This window comes from Clostridium sp. 1001283B150225_161107_B6 (assembly GCF_015556325.1).
Taxonomy (GTDB): domain Bacteria; phylum Bacillota; class Clostridia; order Lachnospirales; family Lachnospiraceae; genus Enterocloster.
In genome coordinates, this window is the sequence record NZ_JADNMD010000019.1 from 46,628 (window position 1) to 70,185 (window position 23,558).

Genomic DNA, 23,558 nt, shown 5'->3' on the forward strand with positions numbered 1-23,558 from the left:
GCAGAGAGTATGGAATTAAAGACACCGCTGTATGACATGCATGTAAAGTATAAGGGAAAGATTGTACCGTTCGCAGGCTACCTTCTTCCGGTCCAGTATGAAACGGGAGTGATTGCGGAGCACATGGCAGTGCGTGAGCAGTGCGGCCTTTTCGATGTATCCCACATGGGCGAGATTCTGTTAAGCGGACCGGATGCCCTTAAGAATGTAAATATGCTGCTGACCAATGATTATACGGTCATGGAAGACGGAACAGCCAGATACAGCCCCATGTGCAATGAGGCGGGCGGCGTGGTGGATGACCTGATTGTCTATAAAATAAAGGACAACAGCTACTTCATCGTTGTCAATGCATCCAACAAGGATAAGGATTACCAGTGGATGAAGGACCATGTGTCAGGAGATGTGGAGCTGAAGGACATATCCGACCAGGTGGGACAGCTGGCCCTTCAGGGCCCCAAAGCCCTGGATGTGCTTAAAAAGGTGGTGGAGCCGGATGATATCCCGGATAAGTACTACACCTTCAGAAAGGACTGCCGCATAGACGGCATCCCCTGCATCATTTCCAAAACAGGATATACCGGAGAGGACGGGGTGGAAATTTACATGGCAGGAGAAGATGCTCCCAGACTGTGGGAGCTGCTGCTGGAAGCTGGCAGGGAGGAAGGACTGATTCCGTGCGGCCTGGGAGCCAGGGATACCCTCCGTCTGGAGGCCTCCATGCCCCTCTACGGCCATGAGATGGACGATACCATTACGCCAAAGGAAGCAGGACTGGGCATCTTTGTCAAAATGGACAAGGAGGACTTCATCGGCAAAAAGGCGCTGCAGGAAAAGGGACCTCTTACCAGGAAACGCGTGGGGCTTAAGGTTACGGGCCGGGGCATCATCCGTGAGCACGAACCTGTATTTGCAGGGGAAGACCAGATTGGAATAACCACATCCGGCACCCATTGTCCCTACCTGGGATATCCGGTGGCCATGGCATTGGTGGATACAGCCTATAAGGAGCCGGGCACCCAGGTTGAGGTGGATGTAAGAGGACGCAGGGTTGGGGCAGAAGTAGTGAAGCTTCCATTTTATAAGAGAGAGAAATAGAAAAGGAGAAAATAAAAATGAATGTACCGAAGGAATTAATGTATACAAAGTCCCATGAGTGGGTAAAGGCAGTGGATGATACAACCGTAGTGGTAGGGCTTACGGATTATGCCCAGGATGCACTGGGAGACCTGGTGTTTGTAAACCTTCCGGAGCCGGGGGATGATGTGGCGGCAGGAGAGGCGTTTGGGGATGTGGAGTCCGTAAAAGCTGTTTCAGATGTGCTTTCGCCGGTTACAGGCCAGGTGGAGGAAATCAACGAGGAGCTGCTGGACAGCCCGGAGTCTGTGAACCAGAACCCTTATGAGGCATGGTTTATCAGGGTAAAGGATGTAAGCGGCAAAGAGGAACTGATGGACGGGGAGGCCTACGAGGTATATCTGGACACACTGTAGGCATTTTGAAAAGGAGGTGGACCCATGGGTTCTTATGTACCCAATACCAGTGAAGAGCAGCAGGAAATGCTCAGGGAAATCGGCTTTGACAGCTTTGAGGCCCTGTTTTCCCATATTCCCCAGGATGTCCGTGTAAAAGGCGGCTTAAAGCTTCCTGAGGGCCTCAGTGAAATGGAAGTCATCGGGAAGATGAAGGACATTGCAGAACAGAACGTGGTATTCAAACACATATTCAGGGGAGCGGGGGCTTACAGCCACTACATACCCTCCATTGTAAAAAGCGTGGTATCCAAGGAGGAATTCCTGACATCCTATACCCCTTACCAGGCTGAAATCAGCCAGGGCATCCTTCAGTCCATATTTGAATATCAGACCATGCTCTGTGAGCTTACAGGCATGGATGTATCCAACGCATCGGTCTATGACGGCGCTACGGCGGCAGCTGAGGCAGCGGCCATGTGCAGGGACAGGAAGAGGAGCAGGGTCTACCTGTCCGCCACCACCCATCCCCAGGTCCTGGAGGTGGTTAAGACATATTGTTTCGGAAGCGGGGCACAGGTGGTGATTGTTCCCGAAAAGGACGGAGTCACGGATGCAGATGCCTTGAGGGAAATGCTGGACGATACAGCAGCCTGCTTCTATGTACAGCAGCCAAACTATTACGGCAACCTGGAAGAATGCAGTCTTTTGGGAGAAATCACCCATGAAAAGGGGGCCAGATATATTATGGGCTGCAACCCCATATCCCTGGCAATCCTGCCCACGCCGGCAGAATGCGGGGCGGACATTGCAGTGGGGGACGGCCAGCCTCTGGGCATGCCGCTGAGCTTCGGAGGTCCCTATCTGGGCTTTATGACAGCCACATCCGCCATGGGAAGGAAGCTTCCGGGCAGAATCGTGGGAGAGACAAAGGATGTGAATGGAAAACGGGCTTATGTGCTTACCCTGCAGGCCAGGGAGCAGCATATAAGACGTGAAAAGGCCAGCTCCAATGTGTGCTCCAACCAGGCGCTCTGCGCCCTGACTGCCAGCGTTTATATGGCGGCCATGGGAGGGGAGGGCTTAAAGAAGACAGCGCTTCTCTGCACCTCCAAGGCCCATTATCTGAAGGAGCAGCTGGAACAGGCGGGTCTGAAGGCTAAGTATGACAGGGAATTCTTCCATGAGTTCATTACCACGGGTAATGGGGATTCCGGCCTTATCCTAAAGGCCCTTGAGGAGAAGGGAATCCTGGGGGGACTGCCCCTTAATGACAGGGAGATTCTCTGGTGCGCCACGGAGCAGAACCGTAAGGAAGATATGGACCAGGCAGTTCAAATCGTGAAGGAGGTGTGCGGGGCATGCAATTAATATTTGAAAAAGGAACTCCGGGCAGACATTGCCATCTGCTTGGGGACTGTGATGTGCCGGTCCATGAGATAGGGATTCGCAGGGAAAAGAAACTGAGCCTGCCGGAGCTCTCTGAAAATGAAATCAGCAGGCATTATACCAGCCTTGCAAAGCGGGCCCACGGCGTCAACGACGGGTTCTATCCCCTTGGCTCCTGCACCATGAAATACAATCCCAAGGTAAATGAGGAGGCGGCATCCCTGGAGGGTTTTGCCGGCATCCATCCCCTGCAGCCGGAACATACGGTCCAGGGCGCCCTTAAGGTGCTAAACCTGGCAGAAACATATCTGTGCGAAATTACCGGTATGGATGCCATGACCTTCCAGCCTGCGGCAGGCGCCCATGGGGAATTTACAGGTCTTCTGCTGATTAAGGCTTACCATCACTCCAGAGGGGATGAGAAGAGGACTAAAATCATTGTCCCGGACTCTGCCCACGGCACCAACCCTGCCAGCGCCACCATGGCCGGATACAGCGTTGTCAGCATTCCATCCAGGGAGGACGGCTGTGTGGACCTGGATAAGCTTAAGGAGGCAGTGGGGGAGGATACGGCCGGACTGATGCTGACCAATCCCAATACCGTAGGGCTCTTTGACAAGAATATCCTGGAGATTACCCGCATTGTCCATGAGGCCGGGGGACTGTGCTATTACGACGGAGCCAACCTCAATGCTGTCATGGGAATCGTAAGGCCGGGAGATATGGGGTTTGACGTAATCCATCTGAACCTCCACAAGACATTTTCCACGCCTCACGGCGGCGGCGGGCCGGGCAGCGGACCTGTGGGCTGCAAGGAATTATTAAAACCCTTCCTGCCGGGCTTTATGGTTAAGACCATGGAGGAGCATGAGGACGGAAGCAGGGCTTACAGCCTTGCAAAGATGCCGGAATCCATGGGAAGCGTAAAGATGTTCTACGGCAACTTTGCAGTGGTGGTAAAGGCGCTGGCCTATATCATGACCCTTGGAAAGGAAGGCATTCCCGAGGCATCCTCCAATGCGGTGTTAAATGCCAACTATATGATGAATAAGCTGTCAGACCTGTATAAGATGGCTTACAATGAAACCTGTATGCATGAGTTTGTCATGACGCTGGAGGACTTGAAACACGATATCAATGTATCGGCCATGGATATTGCCAAGGCCCTTCTGGATTACGGCATCCATCCGCCTACCATGTATTTCCCGCTGATTGTCCATGAGGCTCTGATGGTGGAGCCGACAGAGACAGAGTCAAGGGAAACCCTGGACGAGGCCATTGAGGTATTCCGCAAAATCTATGAGACAGCCAAGGCAGACCCAAAACGCCTTCATGAGGCGCCTCTGCGGACGCCGGTGGGCAGACTGGATGAGGTGACTGCAGCGAGGAAACCTGTGCTGCGTTATCTGGGAGAGTAAGGACAAAGAACTGATTCACGAAAAAATATAGGCAGTGCCAGGGAGCGTGTTGGAAGTAATTCCGGCACGCTCCGGCAGCAATAGGAGGAAAAATGGCAGAAATGTTTGATTTGGTTATCATAGGAGCTGGTCCCGGCGGTTATGTGGCGGCAATCAAGGGAGCCAAACTGGGGCTTACCGTGGCAGTGGTGGAGAACAGGGAGGTAGGGGGCACCTGCCTGAACCGCGGCTGTATTCCGGCTAAAGCCATGATTCATGCATCCCAGCTTTACAGGGAGATGAAGGAGGGCGGGCAGTTCGGGATTTTTGCAGAGAATGTCCGGTTTGAGTATGATAAGATACTGGAATATAAGGAGGGAACCTCAGGCAGCTTAAGGCAGGGCGTGGAACAGCTCTTTAAGGCAAACGGCGTGACTCTGGTAAGGGGGACCGGCACCCTTAAGGCGGACGGGACCGTTCTGGTGTCTGGGAATGAAGGGGAACCGGAAAGCCGGGTGCTGAAAGGCAGGCATGTGCTGCTGGCCTCGGGCTCAAAACCAATGAACCTGCCCATCCAGGGGCTGGACCTGCCTGGGGTGCTTACCAGCGACGGACTGTTTGAGATGAAACATGCGCCGGAAAGCCTGCTGATTATCGGAGGAGGCGTTATCGGCGCTGAATTTGCCTCTGTATTTTCATCCCTTGGCGTCCGGGTGACCATAGTGGAGGCGCTTCCCAGACTGCTGGCAAACCTGGATAAGGACATATCCCAGAATCTGAAGATGATTCTCAAAAAGCGGGGAGTCAAAATCTATACAGGGGCCATGGTGAAACGGATTGAGAAAACGGAACACGGTCTGGCATGCATATTTGAGGAAAAGGGCGGGGAGAAGCGGGAGGAGGCGGAGTATGTGCTGTCCGCAGCCGGCAGGGTTCCGGAGACGGAAAAGCTGCTGGCCCCGGGGACAGACCTTGCCATGGAGCGCGGAAGAATCGTGGTAAATTCTGACTTTGAGACATCCATGAAGGGCGTGTATGCCATCGGCGATGTGATTAAGGGAATCCAGCTGGCCCATGTGGCCAGTGCCCAGGGCGTATGGGTGGCGGAACATCTGGCAGGAGCCGGTCATTCCATTGATTTATCCGTGGTTCCCAGCTGTGTGTACACCAGCCCGGAGATTGCCTCCGTGGGTCTTACGGAGGATGAGGCGGCCCAGGCAGGAATACCTGTATCAGTGGGAAAATTCCTGATGTCCGCCAACGGCAAATCCCAGATATCCAGGGAGGAAAGAGGATTTATCAAAATCATTGCAGAAGCTGACCATAAGGTGGTGCTGGGAGCCCAGATGATGTGCGCCAGGGCCACGGACATGATTGGGGAAATGGCAACAGCCGTGGCCAATAAGCTGACCGTGCCCCAGCTGCTTCTGGCCATGCGCGCCCATCCCACCTACAACGAGGCAGTGGGAGAGGCGCTGGAGGAACTGGAAGGCGGCAGTATCCACACGGTTCCCAGGAGCAGGTCCAGGGGAAACCAGTAACCATCATCCGGTCCCAGGCGTTTAGAAGCGTATCTAAGACTGGGCCGGGGACAGAGCATAATGTCAGGAGGAATAAGTATATGGCAGTCATCAGTGCATTTGACGTATTAGGCCCCAATATGATAGGGCCATCCAGTTCACACACGGCGGGAGCGGTGGCCATAGCCCTCCTGGCCCAGAAAATGATAGCAGGCGAGGTAAAAGAGGCGGAGTTTACCCTGTACGGTTCCTTTTCCAGAACATACCGCGGACACGGCACGGACAGGGCCCTGCTGGGAGGAATCATGGGATTCAGGACAGATGACAGGCGGATTCGGGATTCATTTTCCATTGCAGAGGAACGGGGGCTGCGCTATTCCTTCCTGACAAATGAGAAGGAAAAGGATGTCCATCCCAACACGGTGGACATCCGCATGGTAAACGGCCAGGGCCAGGAAATGACGGTCCGCGGGGAGTCGCTGGGCGGGGGAAAGGTGCGCATTGTAAAGATAAACCAGGTGGATGTGGATTTTACAGGCGAGTACAGCTCCCTGATTGTCATACATCAGGATAAACCGGGTGTGGTGGCCCATATCTCCAAATGCCTCAGCGACTGCAATGTGAACATTGCGTTCATGAAGCTTTTCAGGGAGGAAAAAGGCGCGCAGGCTTACTGCATCGTGGAGTCCGACGAACGCCTGCCCCTGGAAATCACGGACTGGATTGACAGCAACCCGCATGTATACCATACCATGCTGGTTCAGGTATAGGGAGGGATGGACATGGATTTTAAAAGCGGAGCAGAACTTCTGGAGCAGTGCGCGGTCCGGGGCAGTAAGATATCGGAAGTGATGAAACAGCGGGAATGCGATTTGACAGGCGCATCCATGGAGGACATTGAGGCCAGGATGAAGGATGTGCTGGCGGTTATGAGGGATTCAGCCACCCTGCCCCTGAGGGAACCGGTTACGTCCATCGGCGGTCTTATCGGCGGGGAATCCGCCAGGATGGAGAAACGGCGCGCCGGGGGCACATCCATCTTAAGCGGTGTCCTGGGAAGGGCTGTCATATATGCCATGGCTGTTTTGGAGGTCAATACCTCCATGGGCCTGATTGTGGCAGCGCCCACAGCCGGGTCCTCAGGTATTGTGCCGGGGCTGCTGCTGGCTCTCCAGGAAGAATACAATCTGCCGGACAGTCAGGTGGCTGACGGGCTGTTTGCAGCCTCGGCCATCGGATATCTGGCCATGCGCAATGCCACGGTGTCGGGGGCGGTTGGGGGCTGCCAGGCAGAGGTGGGAGTGGCCTGCGCCATGGCCGCTGCCGCTGCGGTGGAGCTGATGGGAGGCACGTCGGACCAGAGCCTGGACGCGGCGTCCGCTGCCCTGATGAATCTGTTGGGCCTGGTCTGCGACCCGGTAGGCGGACTGGTGGAATGCCCCTGCCAGAACAGGAACGGTGCAGGGGCGGCCAATGCCCTGGTCTGTGCCGAGACAGCACTCAGCGGTATCCGGCAGCTGATTCCATTTGATGAAATGCTGGAGGCCATGTATGCAGTCGGCAGGGGGCTTCCGCTGGAACTGAGGGAAACAGCCCTGGGCGGCTGCGCCGCAACACCGTCAGGATGCAGAATGGGCTGCTGTGTGCAGAAGGCTTAGCGGTGCAAGGATGATTGGGAGGAAGGCGGACATGGATTTTACGGAGACAATGGACTTTAAGGCGGCAGTGGATTTTTTGGAGCAGAGGTCAGGACTGGGCAGCGTCATGGGCCTGGATTCCATAAGAAACCTGCTGGGGGAGCTGTCTGACCCGCAGCAGGATTTGAAATTTGTGCACATTGCAGGAACCAACGGAAAAGGCTCCGTGTCGGCCTGCCTTTCTTCCATATTAAAGGAGGCGGGCTGCCGTACAGGCACCTATACCTCCCCGGCGGTAATATCAGTTCTGGAGCGGTTTCAGGTGGACGGCGCCTGGATTACGGAGCGGGAATTTGCAGCATTGGCAGGGCAGGTGAAGGCTGCGGCAGAGCGCATGGAGGAAAGGGGAAGGGGAAAGCCCACTGTATTTGAGATAGAGACAGCCATGGCTTTTCTGTATTTTAAGGAGAAGGGCTGTGACATAGTGGTGCTGGAAACCGGCCTGGGCGGGGAACAGGACGCTACCAATGTGGTGGAGCATACCCTGGCGGCAGTGTTTACATCCATCAGCATGGACCACATGGGAATGCTGGGAAATACCCTGGGCGAAATTGCTGCCTGTAAGGCAGGAATCATGAAGCCTGGATGCCAGGTGGTTTCGGCGCCCCAGGCTCCTGAAGTGGTCCGTGTCCTGAAGGAACGCGCTGCCCAAATGGGCTGCAGCTTTGCCCAGGTGGATGGAGGCTGCCTGGATGCAGGAACAAAGCAGCGGCAGGACCGCCCCCGCAGTTATCCCGGTGAAAATGTTTTTTCATATAAAGGCATGGAAGGAATCCGCATATCCCTTCCTGGAACCTATCAGATGGAAAATGGGGCGCTTGCCCTGGAAACAGCCCTTGCCCTGACCAAAAAGGGCATCGCCATATCTGAATCTGACATAAGAAGGGGGCTTTCCAACGTTTCCTGGCCGGGAAGGTTCCAGATGATTAAGGCTTCCCCTGCGGTGATTGTGGACGGGGCGCATAACAGGGATGCCGCTCTCAGGCTGAGGGAATGTGTGCAGACCTGCCTGAAGGGTAAGCGCCTGATTTTTATTATGGGAGTTTTTAAGGATAAGGAGTATGCCCTCATAGTACAGACCATGGCTCCTCTGGCGGAACAAATCTATACGGTATGGCTGCCGGACCGAAGCAGGAGCCTTCCTCCTGAGGTCCTTGCAGAGGAGGCGGGGAAATATTGCGGCAGGACGCAGGCAGCGGATTCAGTGGGAACAGCCCTTGACATGGCGCTGGAGCAGGCCGGCCGGGAGGGCGTTGTGCTGGCCTTCGGCTCCCTGTCCTATCTGGGACAGGTTATGGAGGAAGCGGAAAGGAGGAGAAGGGATGACAGACAGGAATAAGGTGGAGCAGGCTGTCAGGCTGCTGTTAGAGGGAATGGGCGAGGACCCGTCCAGGGAAGGTCTGGCCGAAACGCCTGAGCGGGTGGCCAGGATGTATGAGGAATTGTACGGCGGTATGGACGAAGAGCCGGGAATGTATCTGGATAAAACATTTCAGGCGGAGAATAATGACCTGATTGTGGAAAAGGACATAACCTTTTATTCGGTTTGCGAACATCACCTTCTCCCTTTCTATGGGAAGGTCCATGTGGCTTATGTGCCGGATAGGAAGGTGGCGGGACTGAGCAAGCTGGCCAGGACCGTGGAAGTGTTTTCCAGGCGCCTGCAGATACAGGAACAGCTGACAGCCCAGATTGCAGATGCATTGATGGAATGCCTGGCTCCCCGGGGCGCCATGGTCATGATGGAGGCGGAGCATATGTGTATGACCATGCGGGGAATCAAAAAGCCGGGCAGCCGGACCGTCACCGTGGTAAAGAGGGGCTGCTTCTGTCAGCGGGAAGACCTGGTAAACCTGTTTTTTCAAATGGTAAGGGGGTAGTCAGGATGATTATAGGACAAAAAGAATTTGATGTGGGGAACAGGACCTATATCATGGGGATTCTGAACATAACGCCGGATTCCTTTTCCGACGGAGGCAGGTACCGTGACCGGGAGGCGGCTCTCAGGCAGGCTGAGAAACTGATTCTGGACGGCGCTGACATCATAGATGTGGGAGGGGAGTCCACCCGTCCCGGCCATCAGCCGGTGGGGGAAGAAGAGGAAATGGAGCGGATTCTCCCCATTATCCGGCTGATTCATGACAATTTTGATATCCCCGTTTCCGTGGATACCTGCAAAAGCAAAGTGGCCCGTCTGGCAGTGGAGGCAGGAGCAGCCATGGTCAACGATATATGGGGGCTTAAGAAGGATAAGGATATGGCCGGGACCATCGCAGGGCTGGGAGTGTGCTGCTGCCTCATGCACAACAGGCAGAGCCCTGTCAGGCACCATTTCATGAATACGATGATGGAGGAGCTGAACGAGACCATTCTCCTTGCAAAGCAGGCTGGTATAAAGGATGACAGAATCATCCTGGACCCGGGCGTGGGATTTGGAAAGACCTATGAAATGAATCTGGAAGTGATTAAAAACCTGTCTGCCTTTAAGCGCTTCGGCTATCCGGTGCTGCTGGGGGCGTCCAGGAAATCCGTGATTGGCCTTGCACTGGACCTTCCTGTGGAGCAGCGGGAGGAGGGAACTCTGGTGACAACGGCGGCAGCTGTTTTTTCGGGATGTTCCTTTGTGCGTGTGCACGATGTGGAGGGAAATAAAAGGGCTGTAAGGATGGCTGAGGCCATTATGGGCGCCAGGGATTTCAGACAGGGAATACAGGATATGAATGGAGAAAGGAAGCGTACTGGACATGGACCAAATCAGGATTGAACAATTGGAGGTATTTGCAAAGCACGGAGCCATACCGGAGGAAAATGTACTGGGCCAGAAGTTTCTGGTATCGGCAGTGCTCCATACAGATACGAGAAAGGCCGGCAGAAGCGACCAGCTGGACCAGACCATCAGCTATGGCCGGGCAAGTAAATTTATGGAACGTTTTCTGAGGGAACATACCTTCCAGCTCATCGAAAGCGCGGCCGAACAACTGGCGGAAGAATTGCTGCTCATGTATCCGGACAGCCTGAAAACCGTGGAATTGGAGATAAGGAAGCCCTGGGCTCCCATAGGACTTCCCCTCCAGTACGTATCGGTGAGGATTGCCAGGGGATGGCATCAGGCGTATATTGCCCTGGGCTCCAATATGGGGGACAGAATGGCATACCTTACAGGAGCAGTGGATGGGATAAAGAAACTGAGAGAGTGCCGTGCGGGCCGGGTATCCGGCTTTATTGAGACGCCTCCCTACGGTGTGACGGACCAGGCTGATTTTCTCAACGGCTGTATGGAAATACAGACCCTTCTCACTCCGGAGGAACTGCTGGATGCCCTTCATGAAATCGAGGCAGCAGCCGGCAGGGAACGAATTATACACTGGGGACCCAGGACACTGGACCTGGATATCCTTTTCTATGATGACCTGGTATATGAATCCGAACATCTGTGCATTCCCCATGCAGAGATGCACAAACGTGATTTTGTGCTGAAGCCGCTGGCTGAGATAGCGCCCTATAAGCGCCATCCCATTTATGGAGAAACCGCGGCTGAAATGCTTGCGTGTGTGCAGGCCGGCGGGCGCAATGATTTTTAAGACATGCTCTAAGCCCTTAAGGCCATGGACAGAGGTTTTTGAAGGATTGGATACAGGGCGCTGGATATAACCAGGCCGCTGATTCCCTGGATGATGTTGCTGGGAACGCTGGCCAGGGCAGCTCCCGGACCGTACAGGAATATTTCGCACAGACAGTATCCTCCGGCCACCAGAAGAATGTCAATCACACCGCATCCGGCCACGGCGGCGTGCGGATTCACGCCTCCGGCGCTTAACCTGTGATAGATATGGCTTGCAGAGAACGCTACCAGACCCTTGATGAGGAAGGTAATGGGTACATAGATGAAATATCCGCCCAGCAGGTCCGCCATGCAGGAGCCGATTCCGGCTGCCAGAAATGCGGATACCGGGTCCAGGAACACGCCGCAGAGAATCACGATGGCGTCGCCGGGATGGATGTATCCGCCCGTGCCGGGAGTGGGAATGCGGATGGACATGGTGGCCACACAGGCCAGGGCTGCAAAGAGGGCGGACAATACCAGCTTTTTAGTAGAGAAACGTTCCGTCATAGTGATACCTCCTTAAATCGCAATGATTAAATGTTGATACCTACTATAATGGAAAAGTGGACTGAGTAAAATATCCAGTTAGATAATATTTGACCAGTCCAGATGAATAATCCAGCCGCAAATATATAGCGAAAGCCGGATTATCATCCCTGCTGCATATGATTCAGGCCGGCCCATCATTCCAGCCAGTGCATCAGGGAAGCCGGTTCATCGAAGCGGCAGGTGGATGCGATGCTGTCCGGGCAGTGGCAGCCCCACAAAGCAAGGCAGGAGTCCACTCCGGCCCGGGAGGCGCACTGCATGTCATAGATGCTGTCCCCGATATAGAGAATCTGCTCCGGACATACTCCGGTGCGTTCCATATATTCATACATGGGTTCAGGGTCCGGTTTGTGGCGGACCGTGTCATCCGCCGTTATGACGGTCTGGAAATACCCGGATATCTGAAAGGGAAGAAAGCTGCAGGTGTACTGGTTCATTGTCTTGGAAGTGATGATGCCCAGGCTGCAGCCCTTTTTTTTCAGAAAATCCAGCAGGGGTATAATTCCCTCATACAGATAGGCGGTGTACTGATATTCCAGTTCGTACTGCTCCCAGCGGGGGTAAATCCGGAATATCTGGTCAGGAGAATGTATGCCCAGCCGTTCAAATGCCTCCAGACCGGGTATGCCCAGGACCGGCAGAAGGCGGCTGATATCCCAGTGCTGGCCGGTTATGTCCCTGAGGGCTTTCTGCAGCCCGTGGAGCACGGCGTCAGTGGTGTTAATCAGTGTGTTGTCAATATCAAAAACAAAATGGGTGTACTGCATCATGAACCTCCTTCGCTGACAGCCTGCTCCAGGGACTTAGCCACGGCAAACAGGCCCTTTTCATAATCCTTCTGGTAATCATAGGACAGCTCTATGGACGGAATTGCCTTGGATGGAAGATAGGAAACGCAGAGACGGCGGATTTCGTCTATCTTTCCCTCCAGTAACGGGTGACGGTAGAGCACCACCATGTGGGGATTCACTGTCACGGCATAAATTTGAATCAGCCGGGCATAAAGCTGGCTGATGTTTCCGGCAGGAGGCAGGCCCTGGCTGCCTCCGTTTAACTGTTCATAGATGGGAAGAAAGCTGACCTCGCTGCAATAGCCGGAGGCGCCGGTCCAAAGGCGGCCGTCAATGACCATTCCCCCTCCTATGCCGTTTCCTCCCATGAAAAGCGTGACCAGAGAGCCGGAATCAGGATGTTTCCGGCGCCAGCAGCCCATGGTCAGGTAATTCATGTCATTTCCCACGGTTATGGGAATGGGGGCCAGGCTCCGGAAATGTTCCTCCAGGTTCATGCCTTTAAGCCCCTGATACTGACCTGTCTCTTCCACCACGCCGTGGTTTACCAGGGCTGCAATCCCTGCGGCAGCTGCTTTCAGGCGGGGGAAACGGTGATGGATGTCCAGAATCAGGCCGTCCAGCTGTTCCAGGGACAGGTCCTCAAACGGCATGCTTCCCTGCTCCACGGTATGTTCCCGCAGGTCCTTCAGGTTCCAGCACACGCGGTCCGACTCAATCTGCACCAGAAGGTAAAGGCTGAAAAGGGGATTCAGTTCATAAAGACAGGCGCACCTGCCGCCGGTGGATGAGCCGGCCCCCTGTTGGGACAGTTCGCCGGAGGCGCACAGTTCATCAATCAGCCGTCCAACGGTAGGAAAACTCAGTCCCAGCTCCCTGGCCAGCTGGCTTTTGGAAGCGGATTCATGTTTATCCATGTAAGAGCGTATACGTTCTTTGTTAAGTTGTTTTACAGTGACCGGTTCTTCCTGGGTCATGGGTAAGCATCTCCTTTTGTATAGTTATTAACTAACTTTTTAAAATAATATTAATAAGTTAACTCTATTAAACCACCGGATGGAAGAAATGTCAATAAGAAAAACTGGAAAGACTTGACAAAGAAACAGCCAGCGTATATTGTTACAGGGAAAATGTGCAAAAAACAGGAGGCAGACTGCGATGGAACATCTCATATTCAGTCTCAATGCGACCATGCCCATCTTTTTCCTTATGGTATTGGGGGCGTGTTTTAAAAAAGCGGGAATCATGGAAGGGACTTTTGCGGATAAAGCCAACCAGTTTGTGTTTAAGGTGGCCCTTCCGGTACTGCTGTTTGAGGACCTGTCTAATTCGGATTTTTTAAAGGTGTGGGATACCCGGTTTGTGATGTTCTGCTTTGTGTCCACCCTGGCAGGAATTCTTCTGGCGGTCCTTCTTTCGTTGGGCCTTAAGGACAAAAGGCTCAGAGGGGAATTCATACAGGCTTCCTACCGCAGCAGCGCAGCCCTTCTGGGAATTGCCTTTATAAAGAATATATATGGGGATGTGGGTATGGCACCCCTGATGATAATCGGCAGTGTTCCCCTGTACAACGTAATGGCAGTGGTGATTCTGTCCTTTACAAATCCAAGGGGAGCGGTCCCGGACCGCCGGATGCTTGCAGGTACCGTGATGGGAATACTTAAAAATCCCATTATACTGGGAATTCTGTCCGGCATGGCCTGGTCCCTGCTGGGGCTTAAGCAGCCTCAGATTATGGAAAAAACAGTGTCCAGCCTGGCGGGGGTGGCCACGCCCCTGGGGCTGATGGCCATGGGCGCGTCCTTTGACCTGAGGCAGGCGTCCCGGGGGGTCAGGGCAGCCTTGGGCGCCAGCGCTGTAAAGCTGGTGCTCCTTTGCGCCATATTCCTTCCGGCTGCAATATACCTGGGATTCCGGCAGCAGCAGCTGGTGGCCATTCTTGTGATGCTGGGGTCTGCCACAACCGTCAGCTGCTTTGTCATGGCGCGGAACATGGGCCATGAAGGCGTGCTGAGTTCCAGCGTGGTGGCAATCACCACCTGCGGCAGTGCCTTTACCCTGACGCTGTGGCTGGACCTTATCCGTACCCTGGGCCTGGTATAGAGGAAGTATGCAGGGGCCTGGCCGGAAGGGAATGGACAGCGGCCGGTACAAAGGGAATGTACAGATGGAATGGAAGGGACCGGCTGTGTCCCGGAAGGAGTGAACCAATGAAAGCAAAACTGGAAATCATAGGTTCCATGGCAGCCTTTGGCACCATAGGAGCCTTTGTGAGACATATTCCCCTGCCGTCAGGGGAGCTGGCTTTGTACCGGGCCCTGATTGCGGCAGGCGCCATTTTTCTGTGGCAGCTGTGCACGGGGCAGGTTGTGAGGATAAAGGATGTAAAGTCTGAACTGCATCTTCTGATTCTGTCCGGAGCAGCCATCGGAATCAACTGGATTCTGTTTTTTGAGGCTTACCGCTATACCACGGTGGCAATGGCTACCCTGAGCTATTATTTCGCCCCGGTCATTGTGACCGTGGCAAGCCCTTTCCTGTTTAAGGAAAAGCTTACCGCCCGCCAGGTATTCTGTTTCGTCATGTCCACCCTGGGCCTGGTGCTGGTGATAGGCGTCAGCAGGGGAGAGGGCAGCAGCGGCCTGATTGGGATATTGTTCGGCCTGGGAGCTGCTGTGTTTTATGCATCGGTGGTATTGTTCAACAAAAGCATACGCCATGTATCCGGCATCAACCGGACCTTTTTTCAGTTCCTGGCAGCTATACTGGTTCTCACGCCTTATGTGTGCCTGACGGGAGGTTCCCACCTGGCGGATATGGATGCTTACGGTGTTGTCAATCTTCTGGTAGTGGGAGTGTTCCACACCGGTGTCTGCTATTGTATGTATTTTTCGTCTCTGCGTTATCTGAAGGGGCAGGAAGCATCCATTTTGAGCTACATAGACCCCCTGGTGGCTATTCTGGTGTCCGTGGCCTTCCTGCATGAGTCCATCACTGTGTTTCAGGCAGTGGGAGGGGGAATGATACTTGGGTTTACGGTTTTAAATGAGGTGAAGCCCCGTGCCAGGCCATGACGGTTATTTCGTATCACAGTGCTGGCGCCTCTTGTTTTTTATCCGCCGGACAGGCTTAAAATCCTGTCCATGGCGGACTTTTTTGTTTTAGGGACGGAATCCAGCTGGAAAAGTCTGGATGTGGAAAATTAAAGACATATTTTAGGACATTATATTAGACAAAATAAAAGACTAATAATAGCTAAAATAGCCAAAAAATAAAATGATAATTGACAAAATATAGACATATGGATATAATTATGGTAAATAATATTATTGAAGCAACAAAAAATACGCATATAATCGTCCTTAATTCAAAGGAATATAAAGGACAAAACGTCTTTAAATATGCGTATGAAATATGTGCGCACAGGTAAAACATGAAAAAGCAAAAGATGATTAGGAGGAAATGGGAATGAGTTTTTGGAATCCGTTGACCTGTATTACGGGATGCCTGGTGGTTTATTCGATAGGTGAGTTTTTGTCTAAAAAGACCAAGGGGGCTGTTTCGTCACTGTTGTTCGCCTGCGTATTGTTCCTCATAGGGTTCTGGAGCGGCCTGCTGCCCAAGGACATTACCACACAATCCGGTCTGGTGGCAGTCATGGCCAACTTTGGTACGGCATTCATGATTACCAACATCGGCACGCTGATTAATCTGGAAGACCTGATTCGGGAATGGAAGACTGTGGTCATCTCATTATTTGCTATTGCAGCTATTGCGTTGATTTGTTTCACAGTGGGCTCCCTGCTGTTCGGAAGAGAGTATGCATTGATTGCAGCGCCGCCTGTGGCAGGCTCCACCGTGGCAGGCATTATTGTCACCAGTGCGGCGGAAGCTGCAAACCGTCCCGAACTGGCGGCATTTGCAGTGCTGGTACTGTCTGTACAGAAATTTTTCGGCATACCGATTTCCACATTCTGCATCCGCAAGGAGTTAAGAATCAAGCGCGGCAATGGTTTTTTTAAGAATCATACGGTGGAGGAAAAGACCGGCCTTAAGCTGCCGAGCATGCGCATTTTCAAAGAGACGCCTAAAAACCTGAGAAGCAATACGGTCTATATCTGTAAAGTGGCTCTGGTGGCATGTATCGCTGATTTTGTGGGCAAGGCAACACTGATTCCAGGTTCTTCCCCGGCCAACTATATCCTTAATCCCAACATCGCTTACCTGCTGTTCGGACTTATTTTTGCCAGAATCGGATTTTTGGAAAAGGATATATTTGCAAAAGCAAATTCCTCAGGTATCATCACATTCGGTCTGCTGCTGATGCTGCCGGGAAGCCTTGCAACCCTTTCGCCCTCCGGGCTGATATCCATGATTGTACCGGTATTCGGCATCCTTTTAATCTGTTCCGTCGGCATCATCGTTATCTGCGGTATTGTGGGCAAGGTGCTTGGCTGTTCTCCTTATACATCCGCAGCAGTGGGCGTGACCTGTATGCTGGCTTATCCGGCCACCCAGATTATCACCACGGAAGGCGTTGATTCCTTTGAGTGGGAAGGCGAAGAGAGACAGAGGGCCATGGATTATATCCTGCCTAAAATGATTATCGGCGGTTTCGTTACAGTGACCATTGCATCCGTTGCATTTGCAAGCATTATTGGTCCCATTATCTTTTAAAGGAAAGGAAAGATTGAGTGTATGACAGGTCAGATTGCAATTGAGGAAATTGAGAGGAAAAGGGAGAAAATCCACAGCCTGAGCCAATATATCTGGAATCATCCGGAAGCTGGTTTTAAGGAATACAAGGCCTGCGAACAGGTGGCGAAACTGCTGCAGGAGGAAGGATTCCAGGTGGAAACAGGAGCAGGCGGCGTGCCCACGGCCATAAAAGCCGTGTATGGAAGCGGCCATCCGGTTATGGGTTTTTTGGGTGAGTTTGACGCACTGCCGGGTCTCAGCCAGAAGGTTTCGGTCAACAAGGAGCCGGTGGAGGGACAGGCCTATGGACACGGATGCGGCCATAACCTGCTGTGTTCAGCCCATGTGGCCGGCGTGATTGGCCTTAAGGAGGAGATGGTTCAGAGAAATCTTCCGGGAACCATTGTGTTCTATGCATGCCCGGGAGAGGAGCTTCTGACAGGCAAACCCCTTATGGCAAAGGGAGGGGCCTTTGAGGGCCTGGATGTGGCGGTGAATTTCCACCCCAACAAAATCAATGAGGCAACAGTGGGAGTGTCCACAGCAGTGAATTCGGTTAAATTCCATTTTTACGGCAGGGCGTCCCATGCAGCCAATGCGCCTGAAAACGGCAGAAGTGCTTTGGATGCAGTGGAGCTGACCGATATCGGCGCCAATTATCTGAGGGAGCATGTGCCTTCCGATGTGCGAATCCATTACACCATTGTGGACGGAGGAGTGGCTCCCAACATTGTGCCGGATAAGGCCGTGGTATGGTATTACATGAGGGCGTTTTCCAGGGAAGTGGTGGAAAATGTGTATGAACGCCTTGTAAAGGTAGCGCAGGGCGCAGCCATGATGACAGAGACTGAGCTGGAAATAGAATTCCTTGGCGGCTGCTATAACACCCAGAACAATCATGTGCTGGCCGGTGTGGTGGCGGAGGCCATGAACGAGATTCCCCAGGAACCATGGACAGAGGAGGAGCTGGACTTTGCAGAGGCGCTGGACCGGCAGACCGCGGAAGCAGCAAAGGCAACCACCAGGAAATACGGACTGCCTGCGGATACACATCTGTACACTGGTCCGGGAAAGGTGACCTGCTTTAACAGCTACGGCTCCACGGATGTGGGAGATGTGATGCATCTGGTGCCAACCGCTTACTTCTTTACAGCCTGCACCAACATGGGTGCGCCTGCCCACAGCTGGCAGTTCGCCTCCTGTGCAGGAAGCACCATCGGTGAAAAGGGAATGATTTACGCGGCTAAGGTAATGGCATTATACGGCCTTAAGCTGATTGAGAAGCCGGAACTGATTGCGCAGGCAAAGGAAGAGTTTGACAGGCAGATGGAGGGCAGGAGCTATAAGTGCCCCATACCGGACGGAATGAGGATGCCCTGGCAGGAGGATTGACATGGTGGATTTTTTAAAGGAAGCAGAAGAGATTGAGCAGGAAGTGATTGGGTGGAGGCGCCATGTCCACCAATACCCGGAGCTGCTCATGGACCTGCCGGAGACAGCCGCTTTTGTGGAACAGGAATTAAAGAGCATGGGGTATGAGCCGGAATACATAGGCCGGTCAGGAATCATTGCTGTGCTGGACAGCCAAAAGCCGGGAAAGACTCTGCTTCTCAGGGCGGATATGGATGCACTGCCCATTGAGGAGGAAAGCGGCCTTGGGTTTGCCAGCAAGCGCCCGGGAATCAGCCATGCCTGCGGCCATGATACCCATACAGCCATGCTGCTGGGAGCGGCAAAGCTTCTTATGAAGCATAAGGACCAGCTAAAGGGCAGGGTCAAGCTCATGTTCCAGCCCGGGGAAGAGGGCGGAGGCGGAGCCCGCGCCATGGTGGAGGCAGGCGTGCTGCGCTCGCCGGATGTGGACGCATGCATGGCATTGCATCAGGTGGTGGCAAGGGACCATGTGCCCACGGGAATCATCGGATATACCCGCGGCCCTATGATGGCCTCAGCCGATATGTTCAGGATAACGGTCCGGGGCAAAAGCGCCCATGGGGCCAGCCCTGAATCCGGGGTCAACCCGGTGCAGATTCTCTGCCAGATATATAACGGCCTCCAGTCCATTGAATGCTCGGAAAAGCCAAGGGGAAGCGCCCTGGCCCTGACCATTGGGCAGATAAACGCAGGCAGGGCAGGAAACGTGATACCGGAACAGGGCTTTATGTGCGGCAGCATCCGGGCTTATGAGGAGGATGTGAGAAACCTGGCTAAACGGCGTTTGAGGGAAATATCAGAACAGACAGCAGCGCTGTTCGGCGGCAGGGCGGAGGTGGAGTTCCTGAGCGAGCTGCCGGCCACGGTCAATGACTATGAAGTAGGCGATGAAATGTTTGGCTATGTCAGAGAACTGGTGGGAGAGGATGGAACCATGATGCTCCCGCAGATTATGGGAGCAGAAGATTTTGCAGAAGTCCTGAAAGAAGTGCCGGGGGTTCTGTTCAGGGTCAGCTTGGGTGACAAACAGGAGGGCTACCCATATATCAGCCATAATTCCAAGGTAATATTCAATGAAAGCGGCATGAAGCATGGGGTGGCTGTATTTGCCCACTGTGCGGTGAGATGGCTCAATGCTCATTGAGAATGGCCGGAAATGTGAAGCGGCCGGGGATGCTCCCCGGCCGCTTTGCTGAGTCTTAAGCCTGCCGTTGTCTGAAATATCCGGCGGATACCCGTGCCTCTTCCGTTATCTGATGTCATAAAATATATTCAGGATGGAACTGGTAAATCTTTTCCGGGCGCCCCCTGGTAAAGGACGGCTGCCGTTCCAGTTCCAGGAAAATGCCGGTTGCGGACAGCCTGCCCAGGAGGCGGTTGGCGCTGCGGGGAGTGATGTGCAGTGCTGCTGCCAGGGCCTGGGACGTGATGCAGTCCCGGTCCATGGCGGACAGGGCTGATAGAAGGCGGTCCGCATAGGATACGGAGATGCCTGCTTTGCGGGACAGCAGCTGGCTCTGGGACCTTAATGCCGGGAAAGAGGTATTATTATCCTGAACCTGGGGAGCCATGACAGAGGCGCCGTCGGAAAACTGCTGGTTCAATGCGGTGATGGCGTTCTGGTTCTGTACAATGGTCTTCAGATGGATTTCCTGCAGCAGCAGGGTAATGGATTCCTGCAGTATCTCATATTTTGGATAGACAAAATATGTCTTCACCCCGGCATCCAGCAAATCCTGTATGATATTGCTGAAACGGGTTACGGAGTATTGGATTTTCTTCTCATTCCAGAGGCGTATGTGTTTGAGCTTGATTTTCTTTTCCATCTCACACAGCTGCTCCAGGGAATAGGTGGAGGTGTTCTGGTATACCTGGTATATGAGCTGGTTAAACTGGCCCCGTTCCAGGTACTGGTGCAGGGGGACTGTTTCGGGAAGCCATTCCAGCAGGTCAAAATATCCGTGCTCCAGATAAAAGTCCTGTTCCTTATACTGCACCTGGAAAAATGTCTCATAGTAGCAGAGGGCATTGCTGCCAAAGGATACAATGGGCCTGGTCAGCACCGGAACCCTGCGGCAGATGGCTGCCCTTGGAACAGGTCCGCTGACCAGAAAACCGTCATAGGATTTCTCCAGTTCAATATATAATTCCCCTGCATGGGCAAAATCATTGTAAATAAAATAAGATAAATCACAGTCAAGGGCAAGGGAGCTGAAATAGGACTCCACATAGTCCTTTAAAAAGCGGGTTAATATTACTGCTAGTTTCATGGCGGTTATCTCCTGTCGGTATACTGCCTCCAAAGGGCTGGATATTATTGTTCGCTCCATTTCCAGAGTATGTCCCGGTTCACAGTCTCGTAGAACATCCGGCGTATCCGAACAGGGTCCTTTGTCTGGCCCAGTATCCACATGATTTTTGTGACCACTGCCTCCAGGGTCATATCATATGCTTCCAGAAGCCCGAACTCCTGTTTGATGCTCCGGCCCACCTCGTACACGGACATATCGCTGCCTTCATTGGTGACCTGGGTGGTCATGATGACGGTCTTTCCAAGTCCGGTCCAGCGTGCGATGGCTCCATGGTAATCCCCGTCCTCGTAGGAGGGCAGCCCTCCCACGCCAAAGGACTCTATGATGACAGCATCGTAATGCTCCGCCATGTAATCCAGCAGGGAGGCGTCCATGGAAGGAATCAGCTTCATGAGTCCCACATCCCCCACCATCTCCCGGTAGAAGCGGACCGGCTCTTTGTCCCTGTCCTTGTCGTCCAGATAGAAGATTATCTGGCTGTCCTGGATGATGGCCACATAAGGAAAGTTGATGCTGGAAAATGCATGGTAGCTTTTTGTCCACTCCTTCTTGCCCCTGGTGCCTGCAATGACCTTGCCGTCAAAGACGATGTTCACGTCATGGGCTCCGGGACAGGAGGCAAAGAGAAGGCTGTCGGCCAGATTGGTCCTGGCATCCGTGTTCTCCATGTCAATGGGTTTCTGGGCTCCGGTGATGATGATTGGCTTTGGCGAATGCTGAATCAGGTAGGACAGGGCTGCGGCCGTATAGGCCATGGTGTCCGTGCCGTGGGTAATGACAAAACCGTCGTATTGGCCGTAATGTTCCTCGATTGCTTTTTCAATGGCCAGCCAGTGGCAGGGCTGGATGTTGGTGCTGTCTATGTTCATCAGCTGGATGGAGTGGATTTCACAGTAGCTTTGGCTGTCAGGCACATAGGACAGGATTTCATCCGGTGTAATGACAGGCTTAAGTCCTTTGTCCGTGCGTTTGCAGGCAATGGTGCCGCCTGTTCCAAGTAAGAGTATGCGTTTCATGTCGTGCCCCCTTTACGGTAAGTATAACCTTTCTGCAAAAACATATAATAACAGCAGCTGTGTTGTCCTGGCTGCTGCCATAAACTTTCGTACTGCTTACAATTATATTAAGAATATGATAAATTTACAATCCCTTGATTGATTTTAAGTCTGACTATGATACAATAAGAATAAGTAACCAATTTTCTCCATATTCTGTGCAGATGAAAGGAGATTTACATGTCCCTTATTTGGCTTATCGCGTTTGTAGTTTTTTTGGTAGTGGAAGGAGTCACCACATCCCTGACCAGTATCTGGTTTGCCGGAGGTTCCCTGGCAGCGCTGGTGGTTCAGGTATGCGGCGGAGGTCTGTATCCCCAGCTGGCCGTGTTTGTGGCAGTGTCCTTCGTTTTGTTTCTCATGGTCCGTCCCTTTGCGTACAAGTACCTGTACAGCAAGAGAACGAAAACCAATGTTGACAGCCTTACAGGCCGTAAGGCCGTGGTCAAGGACCGGATTGATAATGTGGCCGGTACAGGGACCGCCACCCTGGCCGGCGAAACCTGGCTTGCAAGGGCGGCAAAGGAGGGGGATACCTTTGAGACAGGTGATGTAGTGGTCATATCTGCTGTCAGCGGGGCAAAGCTGATGGTGGCGGCGGCAGAGCAGGAACATGAAGTGGAAAAAGCATAAAGAAACATAAGGAGGATTCATATGTTTGGAGCAATCGGAGGATTCATCACGTTTATTGTCATTGCAGTTATTATTTTATTTATACTGTCCACCTGTATCAGAATCGTACCCCAGGCCCAGGCCCTGGTGGTGGAGCGTCTGGGCGCCTATCTGGGCACATACAGCGTGGGTATTCATTTCCTGGTTCCCTTTATTGACCGTGTGGCCAAGAAGGTGAACCTGAAGGAACAGGTGGAGGATTTCCCGCCGCAGCCTGTTATCACCAAGGATAATGTAACCATGCAGATTGATACCGTTGTATTTTTCTATATCACGGACCCGAAGCTGTATGCTTACGGCGTGGAGCGTCCCCTTCTTGCCATTGAGAACCTGACAGCCACCACCCTGCGTAATATCATCGGTGACCTGGAACTGGACGAGACGCTGACCTCCAGAGAGACTATCAATGCCAAGATGCAGGAGTCTCTGGATATTGCCACAGACCCATGGGGCATTAAGGTCACCAGGGTAGAGCTTAAGAACATCATTCCTCCGGCAGCCATCCAGGAGGCCATGGAAAAACAGATGAAGGCAGAGCGTGAACGCCGTGAATCCATCCTGAGAGCCGAGGGCGAGAAGAAGTCCATGATTCTGGTGGCGGAAGGCAACAAGGAATCCGCGGTTCTGAATGCGGAGGCTGAAAAGGAAGCAGCCATCTTACGGGCAGAGGCTGAGAAGGAAAAGAAGATTAAGGAGGCCCAGGGCCAGGCGGAGGCCATCCGTTCGGTACAGAAGGCTACGGCAGACGGTATCCGCTTCATCAAGGAAGCCGGGGCCGATAATGCAGTGCTTCAGCTTAAGAGTCTGGAGGCATTCCAGGCAGCGGCCAACGGAAAGGCCAATAAGATTATCATTCCTTCGGATATCCAGGGAATCGCCGGTCTGGTGAAATCCATAGCAGAGGTGGCGGCAAAAGATGAGGCATCCGAATAAAATCCAGTGGACAAAAGCCAATCCATGATATAAGA

General features: G+C 53.1%; 23 protein-coding genes. 18 read left to right on the forward strand and 5 right to left on the reverse strand.

Annotated elements, in window-relative coordinates; all coding sequences use genetic code 11:
- Positions 1-9: 9 nt before the first annotated feature.
- From gcvT to folK, 11 genes are all read left to right on the forward strand, one after another.
- Positions 10-1,098 carry a glycine cleavage system aminomethyltransferase GcvT gene (gene gcvT, locus I2H39_RS27675; protein WP_195628020.1) on the forward strand — a complete coding sequence of 363 codons (1,089 nt, stop codon included), beginning with the start codon at positions 10-12 and terminating at the stop codon, positions 1,096-1,098.
- 17 nt (positions 1,099-1,115) lie between these two features.
- A complete protein-coding gene (gcvH, locus tag I2H39_RS27680) occupies positions 1,116-1,493 on the forward strand; it encodes a glycine cleavage system protein GcvH (protein ID WP_195628021.1) in 378 nt (125 codons plus the stop codon).
- A 24-nt stretch (positions 1,494-1,517) separates the two neighbouring features.
- On the forward strand, positions 1,518-2,843 hold the full coding sequence (gene gcvPA / locus I2H39_RS27685) for an aminomethyl-transferring glycine dehydrogenase subunit GcvPA (protein WP_195628022.1): 1,326 nt from the start codon (positions 1,518-1,520) through the stop codon (positions 2,841-2,843).
- On the forward strand, positions 2,834-4,279 hold the full coding sequence (gcvPB, locus tag I2H39_RS27690; protein WP_195628023.1) for an aminomethyl-transferring glycine dehydrogenase subunit GcvPB: 1,446 nt from the start codon (positions 2,834-2,836) through the stop codon (positions 4,277-4,279). Before gcvPA ends, gcvPB begins: the two co-directional genes overlap by 10 nt.
- Positions 4,280-4,371: 92 nt before the next feature.
- Positions 4,372-5,799 (forward strand): dihydrolipoyl dehydrogenase, encoded by a 1,428-nt coding sequence (gene lpdA, locus I2H39_RS27695; RefSeq protein ID WP_195628024.1) that lies wholly within the window; start codon positions 4,372-4,374, stop codon positions 5,797-5,799.
- An 80-nt stretch (positions 5,800-5,879) separates the two neighbouring features.
- On the forward strand, positions 5,880-6,548 hold the full coding sequence (gene sdaAB / locus I2H39_RS27700) for an L-serine ammonia-lyase, iron-sulfur-dependent subunit beta (protein ID WP_138310054.1): 669 nt from the start codon (positions 5,880-5,882) through the stop codon (positions 6,546-6,548).
- 12 nt (positions 6,549-6,560) lie between these two features.
- A complete protein-coding gene (gene sdaAA / locus I2H39_RS27705; RefSeq protein ID WP_195628025.1) occupies positions 6,561-7,436 on the forward strand; it encodes an L-serine ammonia-lyase, iron-sulfur-dependent, subunit alpha in 876 nt (291 codons plus the stop codon).
- 10 nt (positions 7,437-7,446) lie between these two features.
- Positions 7,447-8,814 carry a folylpolyglutamate synthase/dihydrofolate synthase family protein gene (locus I2H39_RS27710; RefSeq protein WP_243281850.1) on the forward strand — a complete coding sequence of 456 codons (1,368 nt, stop codon included), beginning with the start codon at positions 7,447-7,449 and terminating at the stop codon, positions 8,812-8,814.
- The gene (gene folE, locus I2H39_RS27715; RefSeq protein ID WP_195628026.1) at positions 8,798-9,355 is read left to right on the forward strand and encodes a GTP cyclohydrolase I FolE; all 558 of its coding nucleotides are present in this window, start codon (positions 8,798-8,800) and stop codon (positions 9,353-9,355) included. Before I2H39_RS27710 ends, folE begins: the two co-directional genes overlap by 17 nt.
- A gap of 5 nt (positions 9,356-9,360) precedes the next feature.
- Positions 9,361-10,239 carry a dihydropteroate synthase gene (gene folP / locus I2H39_RS27720; protein ID WP_195628027.1) on the forward strand — a complete coding sequence of 293 codons (879 nt, stop codon included), beginning with the start codon at positions 9,361-9,363 and terminating at the stop codon, positions 10,237-10,239.
- Positions 10,220-11,056, forward strand: a complete 837-nt coding sequence (folK, locus tag I2H39_RS27725; RefSeq protein ID WP_138310058.1) for a 2-amino-4-hydroxy-6-hydroxymethyldihydropteridine diphosphokinase — start codon at positions 10,220-10,222, stop codon at positions 11,054-11,056. Before folP ends, folK begins: the two co-directional genes overlap by 20 nt.
- Before the next feature lie 8 nt (positions 11,057-11,064).
- Here the strand turns inward: folK and I2H39_RS27730 are convergent, their stop codons facing one another.
- From I2H39_RS27730 to I2H39_RS27740, 3 genes are all read right to left on the reverse strand, one after another.
- On the reverse strand, positions 11,065-11,586 hold the full coding sequence (locus I2H39_RS27730; protein WP_195628028.1) for an ECF transporter S component: 522 nt from the start codon (positions 11,584-11,586) through the stop codon (positions 11,065-11,067).
- A 176-nt stretch (positions 11,587-11,762) separates the two neighbouring features.
- Complete coding sequence (locus I2H39_RS27735; protein ID WP_227147594.1) at positions 11,763-12,398, reverse strand: HAD family hydrolase; 636 nt, start codon at positions 12,396-12,398, stop codon at positions 11,763-11,765.
- Complete coding sequence (locus I2H39_RS27740) at positions 12,395-13,396, reverse strand: ROK family protein (protein ID WP_138310060.1); 1,002 nt, start codon at positions 13,394-13,396, stop codon at positions 12,395-12,397. Before I2H39_RS27740 ends, I2H39_RS27735 begins: the two co-directional genes overlap by 4 nt.
- Before the next feature lie 181 nt (positions 13,397-13,577).
- Here I2H39_RS27740 and I2H39_RS27745 point away from each other — a divergent pair, with 181 nt between their 5' ends.
- The 5 genes from I2H39_RS27745 to I2H39_RS27765 all read left to right on the forward strand — a co-directional run bounded on the left by I2H39_RS27745 (position 13,578) and on the right by I2H39_RS27765 (position 19,695).
- On the forward strand, positions 13,578-14,522 hold the full coding sequence (locus I2H39_RS27745) for an AEC family transporter (RefSeq protein ID WP_195628029.1): 945 nt from the start codon (positions 13,578-13,580) through the stop codon (positions 14,520-14,522).
- Between the two features lie 107 nt (positions 14,523-14,629).
- Complete coding sequence (locus I2H39_RS27750) at positions 14,630-15,493, forward strand: EamA family transporter (protein WP_138310062.1); 864 nt, start codon at positions 14,630-14,632, stop codon at positions 15,491-15,493.
- A 394-nt stretch (positions 15,494-15,887) separates the two neighbouring features.
- Entirely contained in the window at positions 15,888-17,096 is a 1,209-nt protein-coding gene (locus I2H39_RS27755) for a hypothetical protein (RefSeq protein ID WP_138310063.1), read from the forward strand.
- A 21-nt stretch (positions 17,097-17,117) separates the two neighbouring features.
- Entirely contained in the window at positions 17,118-18,509 is a 1,392-nt protein-coding gene (locus tag I2H39_RS27760; RefSeq protein ID WP_195628030.1) for an amidohydrolase, read from the forward strand.
- Position 18,510: 1 nt separating this feature from the next.
- Entirely contained in the window at positions 18,511-19,695 is a 1,185-nt protein-coding gene (locus I2H39_RS27765; protein ID WP_195628031.1) for a M20 family metallopeptidase, read from the forward strand.
- 115 nt (positions 19,696-19,810) lie between these two features.
- On the opposite strand, the gene I2H39_RS27770 is transcribed toward I2H39_RS27765, so the two are convergent.
- Both I2H39_RS27770 and I2H39_RS27775 read right to left on the reverse strand, forming a co-directional pair.
- Positions 19,811-20,821, reverse strand: a complete 1,011-nt coding sequence (locus I2H39_RS27770) for a MarR family transcriptional regulator (protein WP_138310066.1) — start codon at positions 20,819-20,821, stop codon at positions 19,811-19,813.
- 44 nt (positions 20,822-20,865) lie between these two features.
- Entirely contained in the window at positions 20,866-21,879 is a 1,014-nt protein-coding gene (locus tag I2H39_RS27775; RefSeq protein WP_138310067.1) for an asparaginase, read from the reverse strand.
- 219 nt (positions 21,880-22,098) lie between these two features.
- On the opposite strand from I2H39_RS27775, the gene I2H39_RS27780 reads away from it, so the two are divergent.
- Both I2H39_RS27780 and I2H39_RS27785 read left to right on the forward strand, forming a co-directional pair.
- Complete coding sequence (locus I2H39_RS27780; RefSeq protein ID WP_138310068.1) at positions 22,099-22,551, forward strand: NfeD family protein; 453 nt, start codon at positions 22,099-22,101, stop codon at positions 22,549-22,551.
- A gap of 21 nt (positions 22,552-22,572) precedes the next feature.
- Positions 22,573-23,523, forward strand: a complete 951-nt coding sequence (locus I2H39_RS27785; RefSeq protein ID WP_195628032.1) for an SPFH domain-containing protein — start codon at positions 22,573-22,575, stop codon at positions 23,521-23,523.
- The last annotated feature ends 35 nt before the right edge of the window (positions 23,524-23,558 follow it).